General features: G+C 54.4%; 16 protein-coding genes and 1 tRNA gene. 2 read left to right on the top strand and 15 right to left on the bottom strand.

Features of this window, described 5'->3' with window-relative positions:
- Window positions 1-49: 49 nt before the first annotated feature.
- Window positions 50-1114 (bottom strand): mechanosensitive ion channel family protein, encoded by a 1065-nt coding sequence (locus tag WC600_13820; protein ID MFA4903808.1) that lies wholly within the window; start codon window positions 1112-1114, stop codon window positions 50-52.
- A 34-nt stretch (window positions 1115-1148) separates the two neighbouring features.
- Complete coding sequence (locus tag WC600_13815) at window positions 1149-2126, bottom strand: DUF475 domain-containing protein (protein MFA4903807.1); 978 nt, start codon at window positions 2124-2126, stop codon at window positions 1149-1151.
- A 291-nt stretch (window positions 2127-2417) separates the two neighbouring features.
- On the opposite strand from WC600_13815, the gene WC600_13810 reads away from it, so the two are divergent.
- Window positions 2418-4196 carry a SulP family inorganic anion transporter gene (locus WC600_13810; protein ID MFA4903806.1) on the top strand — a complete coding sequence of 593 codons (1779 nt, stop codon included), beginning with the start codon at window positions 2418-2420 and terminating at the stop codon, window positions 4194-4196.
- Between the two features lie 208 nt (window positions 4197-4404).
- Here WC600_13810 and WC600_13805 read toward each other — a convergent pair whose 3' ends face one another.
- The 13 genes from WC600_13805 to WC600_13745 form a co-directional block, all read right to left on the bottom strand.
- Complete coding sequence (locus WC600_13805) at window positions 4405-5001, bottom strand: CHRD domain-containing protein (GenBank protein ID MFA4903805.1); 597 nt, start codon at window positions 4999-5001, stop codon at window positions 4405-4407.
- Between the two features lie 367 nt (window positions 5002-5368).
- Window positions 5369-5581, bottom strand: a complete 213-nt coding sequence (locus WC600_13800) for a hypothetical protein (GenBank protein MFA4903804.1) — start codon at window positions 5579-5581, stop codon at window positions 5369-5371.
- Between the two features lie 126 nt (window positions 5582-5707).
- On the bottom strand, window positions 5708-6037 hold the full coding sequence (locus WC600_13795) for a hypothetical protein (GenBank protein MFA4903803.1): 330 nt from the start codon (window positions 6035-6037) through the stop codon (window positions 5708-5710).
- Between the two features lie 15 nt (window positions 6038-6052).
- Complete coding sequence (locus tag WC600_13790; protein MFA4903802.1) at window positions 6053-6589, bottom strand: hypothetical protein; 537 nt, start codon at window positions 6587-6589, stop codon at window positions 6053-6055.
- Window positions 6590-6689: 100 nt separating this feature from the next.
- Window positions 6690-7520: a hypothetical protein gene (locus tag WC600_13785; protein ID MFA4903801.1), complete on the bottom strand. Its 831-nt coding sequence runs from the start codon at window positions 7518-7520 to the stop codon at window positions 6690-6692.
- Window positions 7513-8310, bottom strand: coding sequence for a hypothetical protein (locus WC600_13780; GenBank protein ID MFA4903800.1), 798 nt, complete (start codon window positions 8308-8310; stop codon window positions 7513-7515). Before WC600_13780 ends, WC600_13785 begins: the two co-directional genes overlap by 8 nt.
- Before the next feature lie 10 nt (window positions 8311-8320).
- Complete coding sequence (locus WC600_13775) at window positions 8321-9697, bottom strand: multiheme c-type cytochrome (protein MFA4903799.1); 1377 nt, start codon at window positions 9695-9697, stop codon at window positions 8321-8323.
- A gap of 227 nt (window positions 9698-9924) precedes the next feature.
- On the bottom strand, window positions 9925-10308 hold the full coding sequence (gene nifU / locus WC600_13770; protein MFA4903798.1) for a Fe-S cluster assembly scaffold protein NifU: 384 nt from the start codon (window positions 10306-10308) through the stop codon (window positions 9925-9927).
- 1 nt (window position 10309) lies between these two features.
- Window positions 10310-10741: an Rrf2 family transcriptional regulator gene (locus tag WC600_13765; GenBank protein ID MFA4903797.1), complete on the bottom strand. Its 432-nt coding sequence runs from the start codon at window positions 10739-10741 to the stop codon at window positions 10310-10312.
- A 2-nt stretch (window positions 10742-10743) separates the two neighbouring features.
- On the bottom strand, window positions 10744-11934 hold the full coding sequence (locus WC600_13760) for a cysteine desulfurase family protein (GenBank protein MFA4903796.1): 1191 nt from the start codon (window positions 11932-11934) through the stop codon (window positions 10744-10746).
- Between the two features lie 9 nt (window positions 11935-11943).
- Entirely contained in the window at window positions 11944-12198 is a 255-nt protein-coding gene (locus WC600_13755; GenBank protein MFA4903795.1) for a sulfurtransferase TusA family protein, read from the bottom strand.
- Window positions 12199-12452: 254 nt separating this feature from the next.
- On the bottom strand, window positions 12453-14447 hold the full coding sequence (locus WC600_13750) for an FAD-dependent oxidoreductase (protein MFA4903794.1): 1995 nt from the start codon (window positions 14445-14447) through the stop codon (window positions 12453-12455).
- A 257-nt stretch (window positions 14448-14704) separates the two neighbouring features.
- Window positions 14705-14783 (bottom strand) — tRNA-Arg (locus WC600_13745).
- A gap of 435 nt (window positions 14784-15218) precedes the next feature.
- Here WC600_13745 and lptD point away from each other — a divergent pair.
- Window positions 15219-17486, top strand: coding sequence for an LPS assembly protein LptD (gene lptD, locus WC600_13740; protein ID MFA4903793.1), 2268 nt, complete (start codon window positions 15219-15221; stop codon window positions 17484-17486).
- Window positions 17487-17501: the final 15 nt, after the last annotated feature.

Here is a 17501-nt window from a genome sequence, read left to right as displayed (position 1 = left end):
TTGCCGGAATTAAATTGCAGAGAACGTGATTTTGTCTGACATTACTGAACTATTCCTCCCGACTGTCTTGTTCCTTGCCGCTTTTCTTTTCCCTGGTTTTGGAATTTGCATCTATCTTGTCTTGTTTATCCTCCATCTTGGAGCTTTTATTATTCTGTGCTTGCGTTGTTTCCGGCAAGGAGAGGGGAATTGTCAAGCCCTCGAGTTGGTCTCTCAAGGTTGATCCTCCGGTTACCCCGAAATCCAGGGTGACAACCGCGGAGGGCCTGATAACTACCTTGGCCTTAAAGGCCTCATTGATGGCCTTGATAGCCTCGCTTCTGGCCTTTAAAAAGACCGGCTGATCGGGTTCGTTGATCCAGAAACGAATCCTGAAAATGACTGTGGTATCCTTCACCTCTTCATAAAAAAATTCCACCGGGCGGTCGGGGTTCCGTAACGGCGGGTCCAAAGCTCTCACCGCCTCCAGAGCCAGGTCTTCAACCTGTTGGAGATCAGGCGTGTAATCGATGCCGATGTATAAATCTACCCGGCGGTCCCCGGAAATGTAGTAATTGGTGATCGCGTTACCCAATATGTCCTTATTGGGGACGGTAAATCTCTCACCCTGTCTGCCGCGAATTATGGTGGCGCGGAATTCCACGGACTCAACGAAGCCCAAAATATCGCCGCTCTTGATCCGATCGCCCAGACGGAAGGGATGTTCGAAATGCAAGACTATGCCCGCGATAAAATCGGCGAAGAGATCCTTGGCGGCGAAGCCGAGAGCCACGCCCAGGATGCCGATGCCGGCCAGCATCGAAGCCACGGCCTTATCCAGGTTGAGGGCATCGAGGGCCAGGATTACGCCCAGGGTGATGACGGCCAGGGTGGTCATCCTGGCCATAAGTCTGGCAATGTGTCTGTAACCGGTGAACCTTAATATGAGCCGGTTAGCTAATCTTGCCGCGTAAGCGCTCAAGATCCAAAAAATTATTATAAGGAGGGTGCCTACCACCAGGTTAGGCAGCATCTTGATGGTGGCGATGGCCCAGCCGCTTAGCTTGTCAACGAGTTGGCCTACCGCCTTGTCCAAGTTCAGGTTAATGCCTAGCACATTCAAATTCATATTCATAACCAATGACCTCACAGGTTATCCAACCGCGGGATTAAGTCTGGCCCGAGGCCGGTCCCTTTTTCCTTTCTTTTGCCTTAGGGCATTCGACCAAAACCTTCCGGGATCGCATAAAGAAATAGCCAATTGCCAGGAAGGTGATGATGGGCGAAACCCAACTGGGAATATGGAATCCGAAACTGTCTAACAGCATGATGGTTCCAAGGAAAAATATGGCGTACATGGCCCCGTTTTTGAGGTAAATGTATTTTTTAATTCGTTTAATATTTCCGACCGTCAGTTGGCGTAAGATTAAAGCGCCCAGACCATTGCCGATCAGGATTAGTGGCACGGAAAGCGTAAAAGCAAAGGCCCCCAGGACACCGTCGATGGAAAAAGTGGCGTCAATGACTTCAAGATATAAAATTTTACTTATATCCGTTAAGTTCCCTTTTCCGGAAACTAACTGTTCTTCACGCTGTTGTGCATTTTGCTTAAAACCATGCGTGATAAAAAAGGCGCTTGATCCCACCACTGCTCCAAAGGCCATGAAAGGATTAATTTTGAGCGCAAACCAAACAATGAGAGTGAGAATTATTGAAACTACCGCATAGAACCAGATCCCTTGCGCATGAATGAAACGTTCTCCCTTAAGGCCATACTTTTTCGGCTCCATGAACAGCCAATTAAAAAAAAGAAAAATCAAAAATGTTCCCCCACCGGCCAGCAATATTGGAGATGAATCTTTAATTGCCTTTATAACTCTCGGATCATTGCTGAAGGTGGCGGTGAGAGCGCCAATGGGGCCGAGCGCTGGAGTAGCCATCCAGACGATTAACCAGGGCAGAACTCCTCGAACCACGACGACGGCAAAGAGAAGCCCCCAAAGAAGGAACCAGCGCCTGCCTCTCTGAGACATTGTTACAAGAACATCGGCGTTTATAACCGCATTATCGATACTGGTTACTGATTCGAACAGGCATAAACCTGCTACAGTAAGGAACATTGAAAATAAATTAATTCCATCCCACATAATAACCAACCTGATGTGCCGTCAATTTCGGTTCAGTGGCCTATTCCAAGCCAGGTCTTTGATGCCTGCGATGTCCCTCTAAAAATTAATCATCAGATTCGTTATGTAAACTGCCCCAGATTTATATTTAAAATTCCATAAGTAGCTGGCCACTCTCATCTAGCACAGCTATCCTCCCCATTACAATTAGGCACAAAAAAAATTTTAAAAAATTAATAAGTTAGGCTGGATTTTTCCCGGCAAAGTGCTAATAAAATAAGGTCAAGACCGCAATGCCAAGGGGTGGAGAGCATGCCAAGAAAAAAAAGCAGAGAGGGAACTGAGAAGTTCGAAACGGTGGTCGCCACGCCAGACGGCGCCACCGCCATGCTGCGACTTGATCTGCTGCGGAATTATAAACTGCGCTATTTGCCGAACGACCTGCTAGCCGGTCTGATCATTTTCATGGTGACCATCCCCGCGGCGCTGGCCTACTCTCAAATGGCCGGGCTTAAGCCTATTAACGGCCTTTATGGCTCCCTGCTGGCCATGGCGGTTTATGGCCTCTTCGGCACCTCTCGCCAACTTATTATTGACTGTGAGGCCACGGTGGCAATCCTGGTGGCCTCCTCCCTGGCAACATTCGCCGCAGGTGCAGACCCGGCCCGCTACCTGGCCCTGGCCATGATGCTCGCCATCATGGTAGGGGTCATTCAGGTGGTCGGAGGTATAGCCCGGATAGGGTTCATTTCCGACTTTATTCCTAAATCCGTGGTCATCGGATTTCTCAACGGCATGGCCCTGATCATCATCTTAAGTCAAGTGGGAAAAATTTCCGGGATTGAACTCAAACAGGAAGGTTTTTTCCTGCAGATTTGGGAATTGGGCACCAAGATCTTCACGTATCACCCACTCACCTTATATATGGGGGCAGCCTGCCTCCTGGGATTGTTCCTGTTTCGCTTTATTCCCAAGCTGCCTGAGGCAGTCCTCGTGGTGGGTCTGGCCGCGGTCGCGGTAATGTGGTTGGGATTGGAAAACCAGGGAATCAAGATCGTCGGTTCCGTCCCCGCCGGACTGCCGAATCCTACGCTGCCACAGATAAAGTTCTCCGATATCCTGGATTTGTTGCCCTTCAGCGTGGGCCTGGCCCTCGTCTCTTATATAGACTGCGCGGTCACGGTGCGGGCCTTTGCCATGAAAGGGCGGTATCGGATAGCTCCCAACCAGGAGTTGATAGCTTTGGGTCTGGCCAATGTGGGGGCAGGTTTTTGCCAAGGGTTCGCGATCGGGGGCAGTCAGTCGCGCACCGTGGTGAATGATCAATACGGCGGGCGCACCCAGTTCGCGGGGTTCTCCGCCGCCATCATGCTCGGCCTGTTTTTGCTCTATTTCACCGATATCCTCAAGCATCTCCCGATCGTGGCGCTCTCGGCGATCATTGTCGTAGCGGGAATCAGGCTTTTCAGCTTTAAAGAAGTTATAACCGCGTGGCGAACGCGGCCGGCTTCGGCCTACTTCAGCATTGCCACCACCGCCGCGGTTCTGATCGCCGGTCTCATGATCGGCATCTTGGTGGCGGTGGTTTTCGCCATCATTCTCGTCCTGCACCGGCTGGCCCGGCCCCATGAAACCATCACCCGGCCGCCGATTGTGCCGGGTCTCATGATCTACCGGTTTGGCGGGCCGCTCTACTTTTTTAACGCCGCTCATTTCTCCCACCGGGTTCAGGAACTGATCGATTCGGCCCGGCCCCAGGTCACCTTCTTCCTCGTCAATGCCGAGGCCATTGTAGATATGGATGTGAACGCCGTCGAGATGCTGGATGAGCTTCACGGCGACCTTAAAAGTCGAGGCATTGTCCTGGGCATTTGCAACGCCAAAGGGCATTTCCGGAAGGTGCTTCAGGGTAGCCGGCTTCACACCCGGGCTGGCTTTGACCTTTACAATTCAGTCGTAGACGTGTTGAATGAGCTCAGGAAGGGACAACCTGAAAAAGATAACAAATCAGAGGATGAAATTCCTACTGAAAAAAATAACAAATCCGAGAGCGCAGATAACAAATCAAAGGTTGAAGTTCCCAGTTCTTGAGGTTCCGGCGGGAAGAGTCATTCGGGAGCCAATCCGTTTTTTTAGGATTCCCTTTCGGGGCCTTCAAAAGCTCCCCAGGGTTTGGAGTCGTCACGTCACACGAAGATGGCAGCGAGGATCTCGGCCGCGGAACAGTCAATAGCCAGCGATCGAATATTGGCGATTGATGTTGGATAGGCAGGGTCACAATGACCCTGCCTTGTGTGGACTATTGTTTCTTCCTTCTGAGTCGGGTTCCTGCCAAGCCTGCTAAACCAGTGCCGAAGAGAAGGAGAGTGGCTGGAGCGGGCACCACTAAAAAGCCGCGAATCTCACCACCAGGACGGAAAGTGGAATGAATGTTAAAATAGGCCTTTCCAGCCGCTAAGGCAGCGTCAAGCGACGCTTCAGCGCCTGCCGGAGTCCCTCCTTGGGCAGCAATGAAGGCGGGGTTCCATGACGAGGCCAGGGTCAGGTCAAAGGTGTGCTCGTAAGTCCCACTCGTCACTCCCAGAGGGAAGCCAGCGAAAGTTGGTGTCTGGGTAGCGACTCCTGCGGTACCGGTAAACGGTGAGTCCGTAGCGGCATGGATGTGCGCCGCGGTCGTAGGTCCGATCAAATCACTGAAGGTTGCATGGATCTCCAGGGTGTGGGCAGCGGAATCGAAGATGACCGTGGTGAAGCCGGTTCCGGGCGATGCGTTGGGCGGAGATTCGCTCGGGCCGTCTAGATTCGCTGTGTAGGTGATAGGGAGGGTGAGGCCCTGAGAGGGCAGACCCAGGACTGTGACAGCCAGGGTCAGGAATGCGCTTAGAAAGAATTTCATAGCTATCCTCCTTTGGTTGCATGGTTTTGTCTTAGCAAGCCCTCATGGCTTTCCGTCCCCAGCTTGCGACGGGGTTGGCTTTTTTACTGTGAGTTTACGATAATCATGGTTACCAAAGATTACAAGAATTTGTACAAAACTAAGCTTTTTTTCGAGCCGGGTATTTATTAACGAGGATACCAGATATCTTTAACGGTTTCCTCCGGGGAAAAAGTGTATGCCTTGGGACAGAAAAGCAGGGAACGTGGGATGACAGCTACCTACTATTCTTGAAAACCTTATCAGTGAGCTTAAGACCTTTTATATTCAGCCCATAACGCAATTTTCGTAAAGAATCCGATAAGTTCCTGTTTATGGCACGTTATCATCAATGCCATTCAATGTAATTTTTATAAATAAGCAGATTTATAAGAAGGTAAAGGCCAACGCCCAGGGCCGTGTAACCGAAGACGAGATAGGTGATCCGGTACCAGCGCGGCGGTCCCGGGACTATGGCATCTTCCAGTCGCCCCTCCTCCTGGAGCCGGGCGATCCACAGGGGTTTTTCTTCCCGCTCCTTTTCCACAAAGCCGATGATCATTAGGATGCCGACCGTGTTGTGGATGGACGTGGCCCCGGTGCTGCCCCTGCCTTTTTCATCCTAAAAGTTTGCGGTGCGATGATAACTTAGGCAGTCTTCCCCAAGTCGGCCAGGTTTGCTGAAATACTAATGACCTAATAAGTCAAAGAACAAGGGAAACGTTCCCAATAGTCCCAGGCCCACCAGGATTAAGGTCACCCTATATATTTTGCCAAAGTCTGCCGACTGGTCCTTCCATCTGCTGGCAAGTACTCCCCAGGCGACCAACCATAGTACCAAGGTCACTATGGTTTTGCCGCCCAAGGGGCCAACCGGGTTGTAAAAATTTAGCAGACCGCCGATGGCCTTGCTGCCCTGCGCCAACGAGGTTGTTAACCCCAAAAAGAAGCACCCGATGCCGGCCGCCAACATCGCGGCGACGATGGAGCCGTTAGTTTCCGACTGCTGATTCGCCATGGTAGGCTCCTCCGCTCAATGAATCGGGGCCGCTTTATTGATAAAGGCTCCAAAAAGACCGGCGACCGCAGCCGCGAAAAAGGCGATGGAGAAAAGGACGATCACGGCACGACGAACCTGATCGTCCTTGGCTAACCTGGCGCCATAACGGGTCACCATGTAGGCCACTGTGGTGGCCAGAATGGGCGCCAGCCAGGCCACGTGCTCCTTCCACTCCATCCCAAATTTGTGCCATTGCGCCAGCTCGGGTTTGGAAAGCAGGAACGAGCGGGGAAACATGCTCAGGTCGGCTCCTGCCGGAGGTTTAGCTCGATACATGGGATAGACGATCCAGGTGCCGATGATAACCGTGAGCCAGGCTACCACCGCCATAAACCAGGTACCGACAATCAAGCGGCGCACCCGCTTTTTAATACCGGCTTCGGTGGACCATTTGGAACTCAAGTTTATCAGTTCGGCCAGACCGCCCCCATAGGCCAACAAAAAAAGCGAGCCCAGCATCATGCCGTGAATAACTGCCCAGATCTCTCGCCCTGTGAGGGTTAGTGGCATAATCCCTCCTTTATCCTCCCGGGCAGGTCAATCATGAATTTGTAGAACCGGAGCGGCATGGCAAAAATTTGGTTAACAAAAAAACCATTTGAAATAGCTTTTAGTGCCATTCGATGTAGTTGCGGTAAACGATAATGCTGAGCAGCAGATACAGGCCGACGGCCAGGGCTGTGTAACCGAAGATAAAATATGCTATCCGGTACCACTGCGGCGGCCCTGGGACTATAGCCTCCTCCAGCCTCCCATCCTCTTGGAGCCGAGCGATCCACAGCGGTTTTTCCTCCCGCTCCTTCTCCAATTCCACGCTGCCGGCAAACATGCACTCATTCATGGGAAACATGCCCCGGCGCAAATGGCCGATGGTAAAGTGGATGATGAAAATATAAAGCATGGCCAGCAGGGCTTCGGCCCGGTGGAGCAGAACCAGAACATTTAAGACCCAGCCGGGCATGATACGGCTGGCTGCCAGCGGATACATGAGTGGTATGCCGGTTATGGCCAGAAGCGGTAGGCCCCAAAAGACCGCCCAGTAATCGAACTTTTCCCAGTAGGTCCAGCGGTCGAAAGCCGGAGGGGGCCCCAGCCCGAAGAACCAGCGGATCTTCTGTCCCAGGTGGACCACGTCCGCCGGCCGTGGGACCAGTGAATCCGCATCAAACAGGCTCTTGTGCCAGGTCTTCCATTCCACCTTGGCCAGGACATAGGCGATATGAATCACAAAGCCGATAATCATCAGGATGCCCACGGTATTGTGGACCGTGGTGGCGCCGCCATAGCCACCGAAAATGTTGACGACGGCCTTGCCCCAGTTAGTGGTATATAACAGGCGCCCCAGGCCGGTGACCGCCTGGATCAGGAAGGTCACCATGATAAAGACGTGAAAGAGGCGGTCAAAGATATTGAACCGGACAATCCGCACCTGGTTATTCATTTTCCGGCTCCTTGGGTTCCGGCTTCTCGGGAGGGGATTCGGCCTTGGGCTCGGGCTCGGGCTCGAGCTCAATCTCAGGTTTAGGCTCCGGCTCCGGCTTCCTTTTCTCGCGAATGGCGTGGTAAGACTCTTTACCCACCCAGATCAGGGTGTGGAGGCCGAAGAACACCATGGTGCCCACGATCAACAGGTACATGAACCAGTTGGTGTAATACAGGGACGCAAAGGTCTTCCGAGTGGCGGGGTCACTGGCCTTGGGCTCGTGGACCTTAAAGGTGGCAAAAGAGACATTGGCCCCTTCATGACACTTGGCGCAGACGTAGGCATGGCGCCGAATGGGGTTCATGGGGGAAAAGTAGAAGTTGATGCCGGCGATGGGTTCTGCGCCGTGGCACTGGCGGCAGGTAAGGTTGCCCCGGGTGGTGTGGCTGTGGCCGGCCTCGTTCACGTGGCATTCCTCGCACCGCCGCTGTTCGTAGAACTGGATGCCGGCATGGGAGTCTTCCAGGCGGGAGCGGACACCGGGCTCAATGGCCGCCCGGGGCCGGTAGGGGGTAACGGGCGAGTAGCGCCGCTGCACTTCCGGCACTCCTACATAAGGGCGCACGCGCCGGGGTTTGACCTCATGTTCCTCGTAGTAGCCGGTGCTGAGTTCCTTATCTTTGTACCGGCGGATGGGCGAGGTCACCTCTTCCTGGGCCGGGGCTGCTGAGGGCCACAGTATCAGGACCCCCAGCAGTCCCAAGGTAACCTGGAGAACGGCTTTCGGGAGCAGCCTCCGGAGGTGCATAGCCGTCTCCTTATTTCTTTTCGCCTTCTTTGGGAGGCGCCTTGGGGGCCTCAGCCGGTGGTTTGGGAGCCTCTGCTTTGGGGGCCGGAGCTGGTGCCGGGGCCTCTGCCTTCTTGGGAACCTCCTTTGGAACCTCCACCGCCTTCTGGGACAGTCCCACCGGTTTGGGTAGCACGGTCAGGGCATCATAAGCTGCCTGCAACTGCTTCAGATCCTGATTCTTATGCTTGTGGCAGGTCTGGCAGGAGTTGGGGATCACTGGATTGGCCAGGGTATCTTTGGGCAACAAGGTCACGAACACGTGGCTGTGGATATCGCCGGATTCCCCGCTGGTGGCGATTTTGGGCATATGGCAGCCCACGCAGTTGGCAAAGGAATGAATGGAGTGGGCCTGATTGTTGTTCATCTGCACGTGGCAGGTGAGACATTGCTTGGAGCCCGCGCTCACTGTTTGGGACCGGGTGGGCGGCATGCCGATCTGGTGCACGTAATGGCAGGAAGTGCAGGTCACCCCTTCTTTGGCGTGTATCGATAGGGACCAGTCAATATACTGCTGGTGGTGGCCCTGGGAGAACTCATTGGCATACAAGTGCTTGACGTCGCCCGCGGCAAACGAGGTGGATTTGAAATAAGCCTCCAGGGCTTTCCCCGGCTCATAACCCACGGCCCATTCGACGCCTTTTTGCTTGGTGGCCTTGCCCCGATTGTGGCAGGAGCCGCAGATTTGCACCGCCACCCCCATGGTGAGTTTGGCCGGATTGACGATGGTGGTCCGCTTCTCGAAGACCGCGGTCTTGGGGAGAGCCGCGTGCCAGGAGCCCTTGCCGTGACAGGCCTCGCAGCTCACGCCGGGTTCAATAAAAGTTTTCTTCTCTAAATTCACTCCGGTGGCATGGCAGCCGCCGCAGTCATTAAACCAGAGCTTTTTCTCCCACTTGTCTTCGTTGTAATTGACCCAGCGGTGGGACTCCAGATTGTATTGAATGGGGGCAAAGACGAGGTTTCCATCCTTTTCCACCAGGTACCGCTGCTTCCACTGGCTGCCGACGGTGTACTTGATGTCTTCCACCTTGGGAATATAAAACTTGTCCACCGGAATCTTAAGCTTGGCTTTGATTTTTTCCAGATCAGCCCGGATTACCGCAGGATCGATCTCAGTGACGATGGCGTCCCGGTTCTTCTGGGCGTCCTGCATCATCCGGCTGTGCAGGGTCATCTTCCAGGAGTCGTAATGCTCCAGATGACAGAGTTTGCAGGTATCCGAGCCTACGTATTCCTTGGGCTTGGATTTCAGGGCCTCTACGTTAATCGGGGACTCGCCGCAAGCGCTTATGACCAGCAGCATCATACCCGTCACCAAGAATCTCACCACCCCGTAGCCGTCCATGCCGCCTCCTGTCGGTGAAGCAAGAAATGGAGATATATCCTATTGACTTAGTTAGTTAAATTCGTCAGTTATTATACCCTTCTTGAATATTTTTTTTATAAAATAATGCCTCTTGAATCTTTTATCAAGTCTTTTAGTAAGTTTCTTTTCCGGCGCAAATGCCCTTGAAAGAGGAGCTCTTCATTCTGCTCCTGAATCGCCTGATTGGCCGGTTTTGGCCATTGCCCTCATTTTTCGGGAGCTGTATGGCTCTTCTCCTGATAATTGTTAATGGCCAGCGTCAAGGCCTCGGCTCCCAGATTGGAGCAATGCAGCTTGTTCGGCGGCAGGCCGCCCAGGGTTTCGGCCACCAGTTTATTGGTAATCTTTTTGGCCTCCTCCAGGTGCTTGCCTTTTGCCATCTCGCTCACCATACTGGATACGGCAATCGCAGCCACACAGCCGAAGGTCTGGAATTTTACGTCCTCCAAACGGTTGTCCTTGACCTTGATGTAGAAAGTCATCATATCGCCACAGACAGGGTTGCCTACCTCGCCAATCCCGTCGGCATCTTCGATAACCCCGGCATTACGGGGATTGTTGAAATGGTCCATTACGGTTGCGCTATACATTTTAGACTCCTTGATCGGAAAGGCAGGGTTCGCCCATTTCCATCACATCGGCCAGGGTAATGGCGTTTAATTTGTCAAACATAGCTTGCGCCGCCTCTTTCCAAAGATGACGCGTCAAACAGGTTGAAGAACGCTCACAAGAGTCGTCATGGTCTGAACACTCCGCGAAACTCGCGCCCTCTTCCAGTAACGCCACGATTTCCCCCACCGTAATTTCCTCCGGGGGCTTGGCCAGGGCATGACCACCTTTGGGGCCTCGCACACTTTGAATATAATGAGCCTTCTTCAAAGGAATGATGATTTGCTCCAGATATTTCACGGAGATCCCTTGCCGTTTGGCGACGTTGGCCAGGTGAATGGGGCCATCATGATAATGCTGGGCCATATCTACCATAAGACGGGTGCCATAGCGGCTTCTGGTGGAGAGCTTCATTTTTAGGCTCCTGCTCCTGCGGCCATTTTCTTCCGCCAGACCGGCGAGAAAGACCGGAGATTTTCTACTGCCAGGGGCAGGTGCGAAAGGACATGGTTTACCTCTTCCTCCCGGTTAGAGCGACTCAGGGTAAATACCAGGGAGCCCTGGGCCACTTCCGGATTGATGCCGATGGCGCCCAAAACCGGCGAGGTCTTGAGGGCCTTGGAGGCGCAGGCCGAACCGGTATTGGCATAGATTCCCTGGCTACTCAACCTGAAAACCAAGGCCTCACCCTCAATGCCTTCGAAGCAGAAACTGGCATGGCCTGGCAGTCTATTATCCGGATGGCCGGTATAAAAGACGTTGGGGACATTCTGCAGGATTCCTGCGACCAAAAGATCCCTCAGCTTCGCCAGGTAGACGGCTTTCTCATCCAATTCCTGAAACGCTAGCTCCGCCGCCCTTCCGAAGCCCACAATGCCGGGAATATTCTCGGTGCCGCCCCGCCTGCCGTTTTCTTGAATGCCGCCGTTGAGCTGGGGCACCAGCCGCAGTTTGTTGCGAAAATACAAAGCCCCGATGCCTTTGGGCGCTCCCAGGGCCGGACCTGAAATAGTTAACAGGTCCACGCCCAGCTCTTTTACATCCACCGGCACCTGGCCCACGGTAGCCACGGCATCAGTGTGAAAAGGGACCCCTGCCGCCCGGCACACCGCCACCAGCTCGGAGATATCCTGGAGGGTGCCGATCTCGTTACTGCCGTGGCCGATGGAAACCATGACCGTGGCCGGGGTGAGGGCCTTCTTAAGACGTTCCGGATCAACCCGGCCGTACCGGTCAACGGGCAGAAAGGTTACTTCAAAATCGAAAAACTTCTCCAGGAACCTCGCCGAATTAAGTACCGAGTGGTGTTCGATGCCCGAAACGATCAGGTGTTTGCCTCGCTTCAGAAAATTAGCCAGGGCCATGCCTTTGATGGCCAGATTATTGGCTTCCGCACCCGAGGAGGTGAAGATAATCTCTTCATTGCGGGCGCCGATGAGCCGGGCCACCTTGCCGCGCTGCTCTTCCATGACCGCTTTGATTTCAGATCCGAGGTCATACACGGCAGAAGGATTCCCAAACCGTTCGACAAAGAAAGGCAACATGGCTTCCAAAACTTCGGGGCGAACCGGCGTGGCCGCCGCGTGATCCATATAGGCTCTTTTCATGGCGCATCCTCAGGATAGCTTCTTAATGTAGAGCTTATAGCAATCGTCGCAGGCATCTTCGCAGATGCCCATAAACTCTTGCCCGTTTTTGGCGCACCAAGCCGGGATGTCTTCCAGGGCGCCGTCATAGTCGGTCAAAATTTCCAACACCTGACCCTGCTTCAGGTCTTTCATTAATTCCATCGGCTCCAGAAGGTGCATGGGACAAGCGCGATAGACTAAATCAGCCGTGGCATCGGCCGGGCAATGATCCATAAATTTCATGACCTTCCTCCAGAGTAAATACCGTACCAACATAATCTATATCAATTTTGTATAAATTATAACCTGCAATTATATGAAGTCAAGAGGAGGGACAAAAAATTTAAGAGGTGAACCGAAAAAATTATGGCGGGCTGTCTTGGGCGTTCTCCGCGTCCTCTGCGTCTCTGCGGTGAAAATTAATTAACCGCAGAGACGCAGAGACAAACATGTCAAAGTATTTTATGAAGCTATGTTATGGATAAATATGATCTCTATCACGAGCCTTCCTTTGGGTCCTTGGCCGGTCCTTCGGATGCGTCGATCTCCGGGGCAAAACGTACCCCCTCCCCGAGCCCCACGGTTACCAGCATCTCATTGGTGCGGCTGACCAGCCGCTGGAGCCAGGAGGCGGCCGTCTGCAGGCGGCAATCTTCCTTGCATTCGCGCAAGACCAGACCGGTAGCTCCAAATTCAAAAGGAGCCAGGAGGTCCTCCTGCTGAAGCAGCTTCAGGCAGTCCCACCACACCGTGTCCGGAGCCTTGAGTTGCTCCCGGCTGGTCAGGCCACGCATACAGGCGTAGGTTATCTCCCGGGGACCATTGATCAAGACGTGCGCAACTCGCTGGCGCATGGCCGGCGGCTCTAGGCGCCGGATATTGATGGCGTAGGCCGGGCACTGGGATGCGCAGAAGCCACAGGCAATGCAGGTTTCCTCGGGAAATACCGCCTGACTTTCCATATGCGGGACCAAAAAGGGGCAACATCGCACGCAGGTGAGGCAACGGATACACTTGTGGCCAATCACCTCTGCCCCCCGGCCGCAGTGCAGGCAGCGCCGGGCCTCGATCAGAGCATCTTGTTCCTCATAGACCAGTTCGGCGCTGTCAAAATCCTTGAGGCGGTCCGCCACCGGGCGCTCTTTGAGAGGGCGCGTGGGGACACGGCAGATCCTGGAGGCCTGCTCCTTCGGCAACCTCGGGTTCGGCCGGGGACAGTCTTCCGACACGGTGATGTACCGGCCGCTGCGGAGAAAATGGTCGATGGCCCCGGCAGCCTTCCGGCCGCTGGCCGCGGCCGCCACGGCCAGAGTAGGCCCGGTAAAGATTTCCCCTGCGAGAAATATCCCAGCCCCAAAAACCCCGGGGAGCGAGGTGGCCATGGTCTGCCGATCCACCCGCAACCCTGGTCCCGCCAATTCCAGCCCTTCTTGCAGCGCCGCGTCCAGTTCGGCCTCCTGCCCGATGGCAAAGATCACCGTATCGGCTTCCAGGCGCTGGGTCCGAGTCTCATCGTAGGTGGGGGCAAACCGGCCCAGGTCATCGAAAAGCGACGTACAGGCCATCAATTCAATGCCCTGCACCCGTCCCCCCTCGGCCTGCACCACTTTGGGGGCCCATTGATAAATGAGGTCGATCACTTCGTCCTTGGTGCGCTCGGTTTCCACCGGCGAGGCAAAGAGCTGGCCGGGAGCTTCCAGGCAGATCATCAACACTTCCGGAGCCCCCAGCCGTTTTACGGCCCGGGCGGCATCCATGGCCACGTTGCCGCACCCCACAACCAACACTTTCTGGCCCAGAGGCGGCTTTTGCCCCTGGGCCACCTGGCGCAAAAAGGGAAGGGCCAGATGCACCCCGTCGGCGTGCATCCCGGGAACCGGCAGACTTCGGCCCTTCTGCAAGCCGATGGCCAGCATAATGGCGTCATAGCCCTGTTCTTTTAAGTCCTGGAGGGAAAAATCCTGCCCCCAGGTCTGGCCGGTGCGGAACTCTGCTCCCAGGGCCTCCAATTCTTTCAGGTCTTCCCACACCACAGCTTTGGGGAGGCGAAACTTGGGCACCACCTGCATGGGCATGCCCCCGGGCTCTGATTCCCGTTCGAACAGCGTCACGGGATAACCCTGGTGCAGCAAATCCCGTGCGGCCGCCAGGCCGGCCGGGCCGCTGCCGACAATGGCCACGCGCTGGGGCCGGGTCAGGGAGGCTCGCTTGTACCGGCTCCGCCGGTATTCCCGGGTATGGTCCATGACAAAGCGCTTTAAAGCGCGAATAGCCAGGGGACCCTCCACATATTGCCGCCGGCAGGCATCTTCGCATGGATGGGCACATATATAAGCACAGACGGAAGCAATCACATTGTTAGCCTTGATCACTTCCATAGCTTCTTCATAACGGCCTTGGAAGATCAGGCCGACATAGCGCCTGGCATCAGTGCCTACCGGGCATGCTGCAGCGCATGGCGGGTGCAATTCTTCCGGGCTCTTGGACTGCATCGTCTCTCCCTCTCTGAAATGGCGAAAAAGGTTTCTTCACTTCTTCGTTATAATAATACTTACCGTTTTTTTTTCCAGCCTCTGTTCTTAAAAAGGCTTATATCTTTAGTTAATTTTCAACCATCGGAGCTAGAGGACAGACGATTGCCGAGAACCACGAGAGGTAATTTTTCGCACCCTGGGTTATCCCTGGCCAGTGTGAAAGCAAAAAGAGGTTAACCGGAAATGGATAACCTCTTTTACTTATTGCCTATTTTTGGTGCCCCCGACTGGACTCGAACCAGCGGCACATGGATTAGGAATCCATTGCTCTATCCATAACTGAGCTACGGGGGCTCTGGGACATTTGGAGGACGCTGCCGTTTCATTAGTATATCGGCCATATGCGCAAAAGGCCGGAACTCTTTTGCCGGCAATGCCGTGGCCTTTGGACACGACGGGCGCTGAACTCCCCAATGGCAACGTCAATCCGGGCGTTATGGCTATAATATGCCAACTTATCTTTAGGCGCAAGGGTTGACCGCCGGGTTAAAAATCTTCCCCTAACCTGAAATTACCCCGGGCCCCCCGATCCCAAAATATAGCCGGCTCCATAAAAATCAACACTTCCTGAATGGTTATCATTAGCCTTTGACGCTTGAGGGATAAGAGGTTTTTTGGGGCAAAAAGACTGGTGCAGTTTGAACTGGAAAGCTGTGGCTTCCTTGAAAGAGGGGATGGCCTGTGGTATGATGCAAAAATTTTGGAAGAGACCCCTGGGAGTTAGCGGTAATGCGATATCGGATTCGGATCCTGGCCTTTGGATTGTTGATCTTCCTGCTCAGCGCGGGGAGCGCCGGTGCGGTCATGGAGATGGAGATGTTTAAGCAGGAACGCTTCCAGGGAGGGCCATGGAGCATCCGCGCCGAAAAACTTACCTACGATGCCGCCAACCATATCTATACCGCTGAAGGCCGCGTCGAGATCCGCCAGGGCGACCGGCGGATAAACGCGGAACAGGTGGAGGTCAATGAGACCACGAAAATCGCCCGGGTCAAGGGCAATGTGGTCCTGGTCCTGGGAGAAGATATCTTTACTGGCCAGGAGGGCCAGTTCAACCTGGCGACGCGTTGTGGCGAAATGCAGGGGGCGCGCCTCTTTCTGGCCAAGAACCACTTTCATGTGGATAGCCCCCTGATGCGCAAGACCGGCGAAAATACCTATTACGCGGAGGAGGCTAAGGTCACCACCTGCGATGCCGACCAACCCGTGTGGAGCTTTTCGGCGAGCAAACTCTCCGTGGTCCTGGAGGGGTATGCTGCGGGCCGGAACGGCTTGATGCGCCTGGCCGGGATTCCGGTGCTCTACTTGCCGGTGGCCGTCCTGCCCGTGATGACGAGCCGGCAAAGCGGCTTCTTGATTCCTTCCTTTGGGCAGCACCGGGCGGGCGGTTCGGTGGTGGAAGCCCCCTTTTATTGGGCCATCAACAACTACGCTGACGTCATGCTTTACCAGACCGTGCTCTCGAACCGGGGGTACATGCAGGGAGCGGAATTCCGCAGCCGGGGACATAACGAGGCCGCGGCCAATTTCCGGTTCTTCTATATTAATGACAGCTATGCGCCCTACAATGAAAACGGCACCACCAACCGGCGTTACTGGGCTTCGGGCATGGTCAACCAGCCCATAGGAGAATGGGAGGCCAGGGGGACCCTGGACCGGGTAAGCGATTCCAATTACCTCGCCGACTTCAATTTCGGCTATATGGGCCTAAACCGCTATTCCCGGGACTTGCTCATGGAGTTTGGCCGGGATCTGGAGCAACAGGAGGTAAATACCCGGGTTTCCAGCTTCTTGCTGGCCCGCAACTTCTCTGTGGCCAATTTCACCCTCTATACCCAGTACTATGAGAAACTGGTCAACAACGACCCCAACCTGTTCAACCGGGTGCCGGGAGTGTCGTTCAATTCAGTGCCGCTGCGCCTGGGCGGTCTGCCGCTTTATTTTGGCCTGAACTCCACGTATAATTACTTTTATCAGAACCATGGCATGACCGGGGACCGAACGGAGGTGCATCCTCAGCTCTGGCTGCAGGGTCAACCGTTGCCGGGTATATCGTTCAGTTCCCGGGTGGGGTTCCGGGAGACTCTGTTTCGGGTGGATCACAGCGTTCCCGATGGCCCGCCGGAGCAATACATCCCACGCAATTTATACGATTCCAAAGTGGCTCTGTCCGGGGCCTGGGATAAGGATTATGGCCGGGGCGAAGGGTCTAGCCATTTTTTCAGACATATTCTGCGTCCCGATGTGACTTATTGGAATATCCCCAGGTATAACCCCAAGCGCTATCCCGACTTCGATCCGTTTGACCAGGGCTGGCTGGCCCAGGCCGACCGCAACTTGCCGATCCGGGATGGGGAAGATCCCATCGGCGGGGTCAACGCTTTAACTTATGGGATTACCAACAACTTCCTGTGGCGCAGTCAGAACCAGCAAGGTCAGGCCATGGTGCGGGATACGTTCTGGCTCCGTCTGAGCCAGAGCGCCTTTTTTGACAGGACCGGCATGGGCTTGGACGGTAATCCCGTATTTCACCAGCGCTTTTCCGACTTTTGGGGGGAAATGCAGTTCTACCCCGTGCAACAAGTCGCCTTGGGGAGCAATATAGGCCTCAATCCATACGAAAAAAGCTTTGACCGGGCGGATTTCAAGGTAACCTTTTTGGACCAGAAGAGTCAGAATTATGTGAGCGCTAATTATATTTTTGTCAGGAACTTCGCCAAACAAATCAATGTCGAGACCTATCTCAACCTGCTCAGTTCTGTGAAAACCTGGCTCACGTATGGTCACACCTTTGCGACCAACAACCAACTGGAGAAACGCTATGGCGTGGTCTTGCAACGCCAGTGTTGGGGGGTAGTCCTGTCGTACACCGACCGGCCGAATGATCAGAGGATTGGTTTCACCGTATTCATTCCGGGGTTGGGAGAGAAGATGAAGCGCTCGCCGGTGCGGTTCCCCAATGAAAGTAAGAACCAGGAAGGTCCTGATCTGTTTTAAGCCGAACCAGAAGCA

Source organism: Desulfobaccales bacterium (assembly GCA_041648175.1).
GTDB lineage: Bacteria > Desulfobacterota > Desulfobaccia > Desulfobaccales > 0-14-0-80-60-11 > 0-14-0-80-60-11.
The sequence above is the reverse complement of the archived record's forward strand: the minus strand, read 5'-3'. Positions and strand labels throughout refer to the sequence as shown.

Coding starts and splice junctions, on each gene's coding strand:
- WC600_13820 (MFA4903808.1), bottom strand. CDS start 1,114: ATGAATATGAATTTGAATGTGCTAGGCATTAACCTGAACTTGGACAAG.
- WC600_13815 (MFA4903807.1), bottom strand. CDS start 2,126: ATGTGGGATGGAATTAATTTATTTTCAATGTTCCTTACTGTAGCAGGT.
- WC600_13810 (MFA4903806.1), top strand. CDS start 2,418: ATGCCAAGAAAAAAAAGCAGAGAGGGAACTGAGAAGTTCGAAACGGTG.
- WC600_13805 (MFA4903805.1), bottom strand. CDS start 5,001: ATGAAATTCTTTCTAAGCGCATTCCTGACCCTGGCTGTCACAGTCCTG.
- WC600_13800 (MFA4903804.1), bottom strand. CDS start 5,581: ATGATCATCGGCTTTGTGGAAAAGGAGCGGGAAGAAAAACCCCTGTGG.
- WC600_13795 (MFA4903803.1), bottom strand. CDS start 6,037: ATGGCGAATCAGCAGTCGGAAACTAACGGCTCCATCGTCGCCGCGATG.
- WC600_13790 (MFA4903802.1), bottom strand. CDS start 6,589: ATGCCACTAACCCTCACAGGGCGAGAGATCTGGGCAGTTATTCACGGC.
- WC600_13785 (MFA4903801.1), bottom strand. CDS start 7,520: ATGAATAACCAGGTGCGGATTGTCCGGTTCAATATCTTTGACCGCCTC.
- WC600_13780 (MFA4903800.1), bottom strand. CDS start 8,310: ATGCACCTCCGGAGGCTGCTCCCGAAAGCCGTTCTCCAGGTTACCTTG.
- WC600_13775 (MFA4903799.1), bottom strand. CDS start 9,697: ATGGACGGCTACGGGGTGGTGAGATTCTTGGTGACGGGTATGATGCTG.
- nifU (MFA4903798.1), bottom strand. CDS start 10,308: ATGTATAGCGCAACCGTAATGGACCATTTCAACAATCCCCGTAATGCC.
- WC600_13765 (MFA4903797.1), bottom strand. CDS start 10,741: ATGAAGCTCTCCACCAGAAGCCGCTATGGCACCCGTCTTATGGTAGAT.
- WC600_13760 (MFA4903796.1), bottom strand. CDS start 11,934: ATGAAAAGAGCCTATATGGATCACGCGGCGGCCACGCCGGTTCGCCCC.
- WC600_13755 (MFA4903795.1), bottom strand. CDS start 12,198: ATGAAATTTATGGATCATTGCCCGGCCGATGCCACGGCTGATTTAGTC.
- WC600_13750 (MFA4903794.1), bottom strand. CDS start 14,447: ATGCAGTCCAAGAGCCCGGAAGAATTGCACCCGCCATGCGCTGCAGCA.
- lptD (MFA4903793.1), top strand. CDS start 15,219: ATGCGATATCGGATTCGGATCCTGGCCTTTGGATTGTTGATCTTCCTG.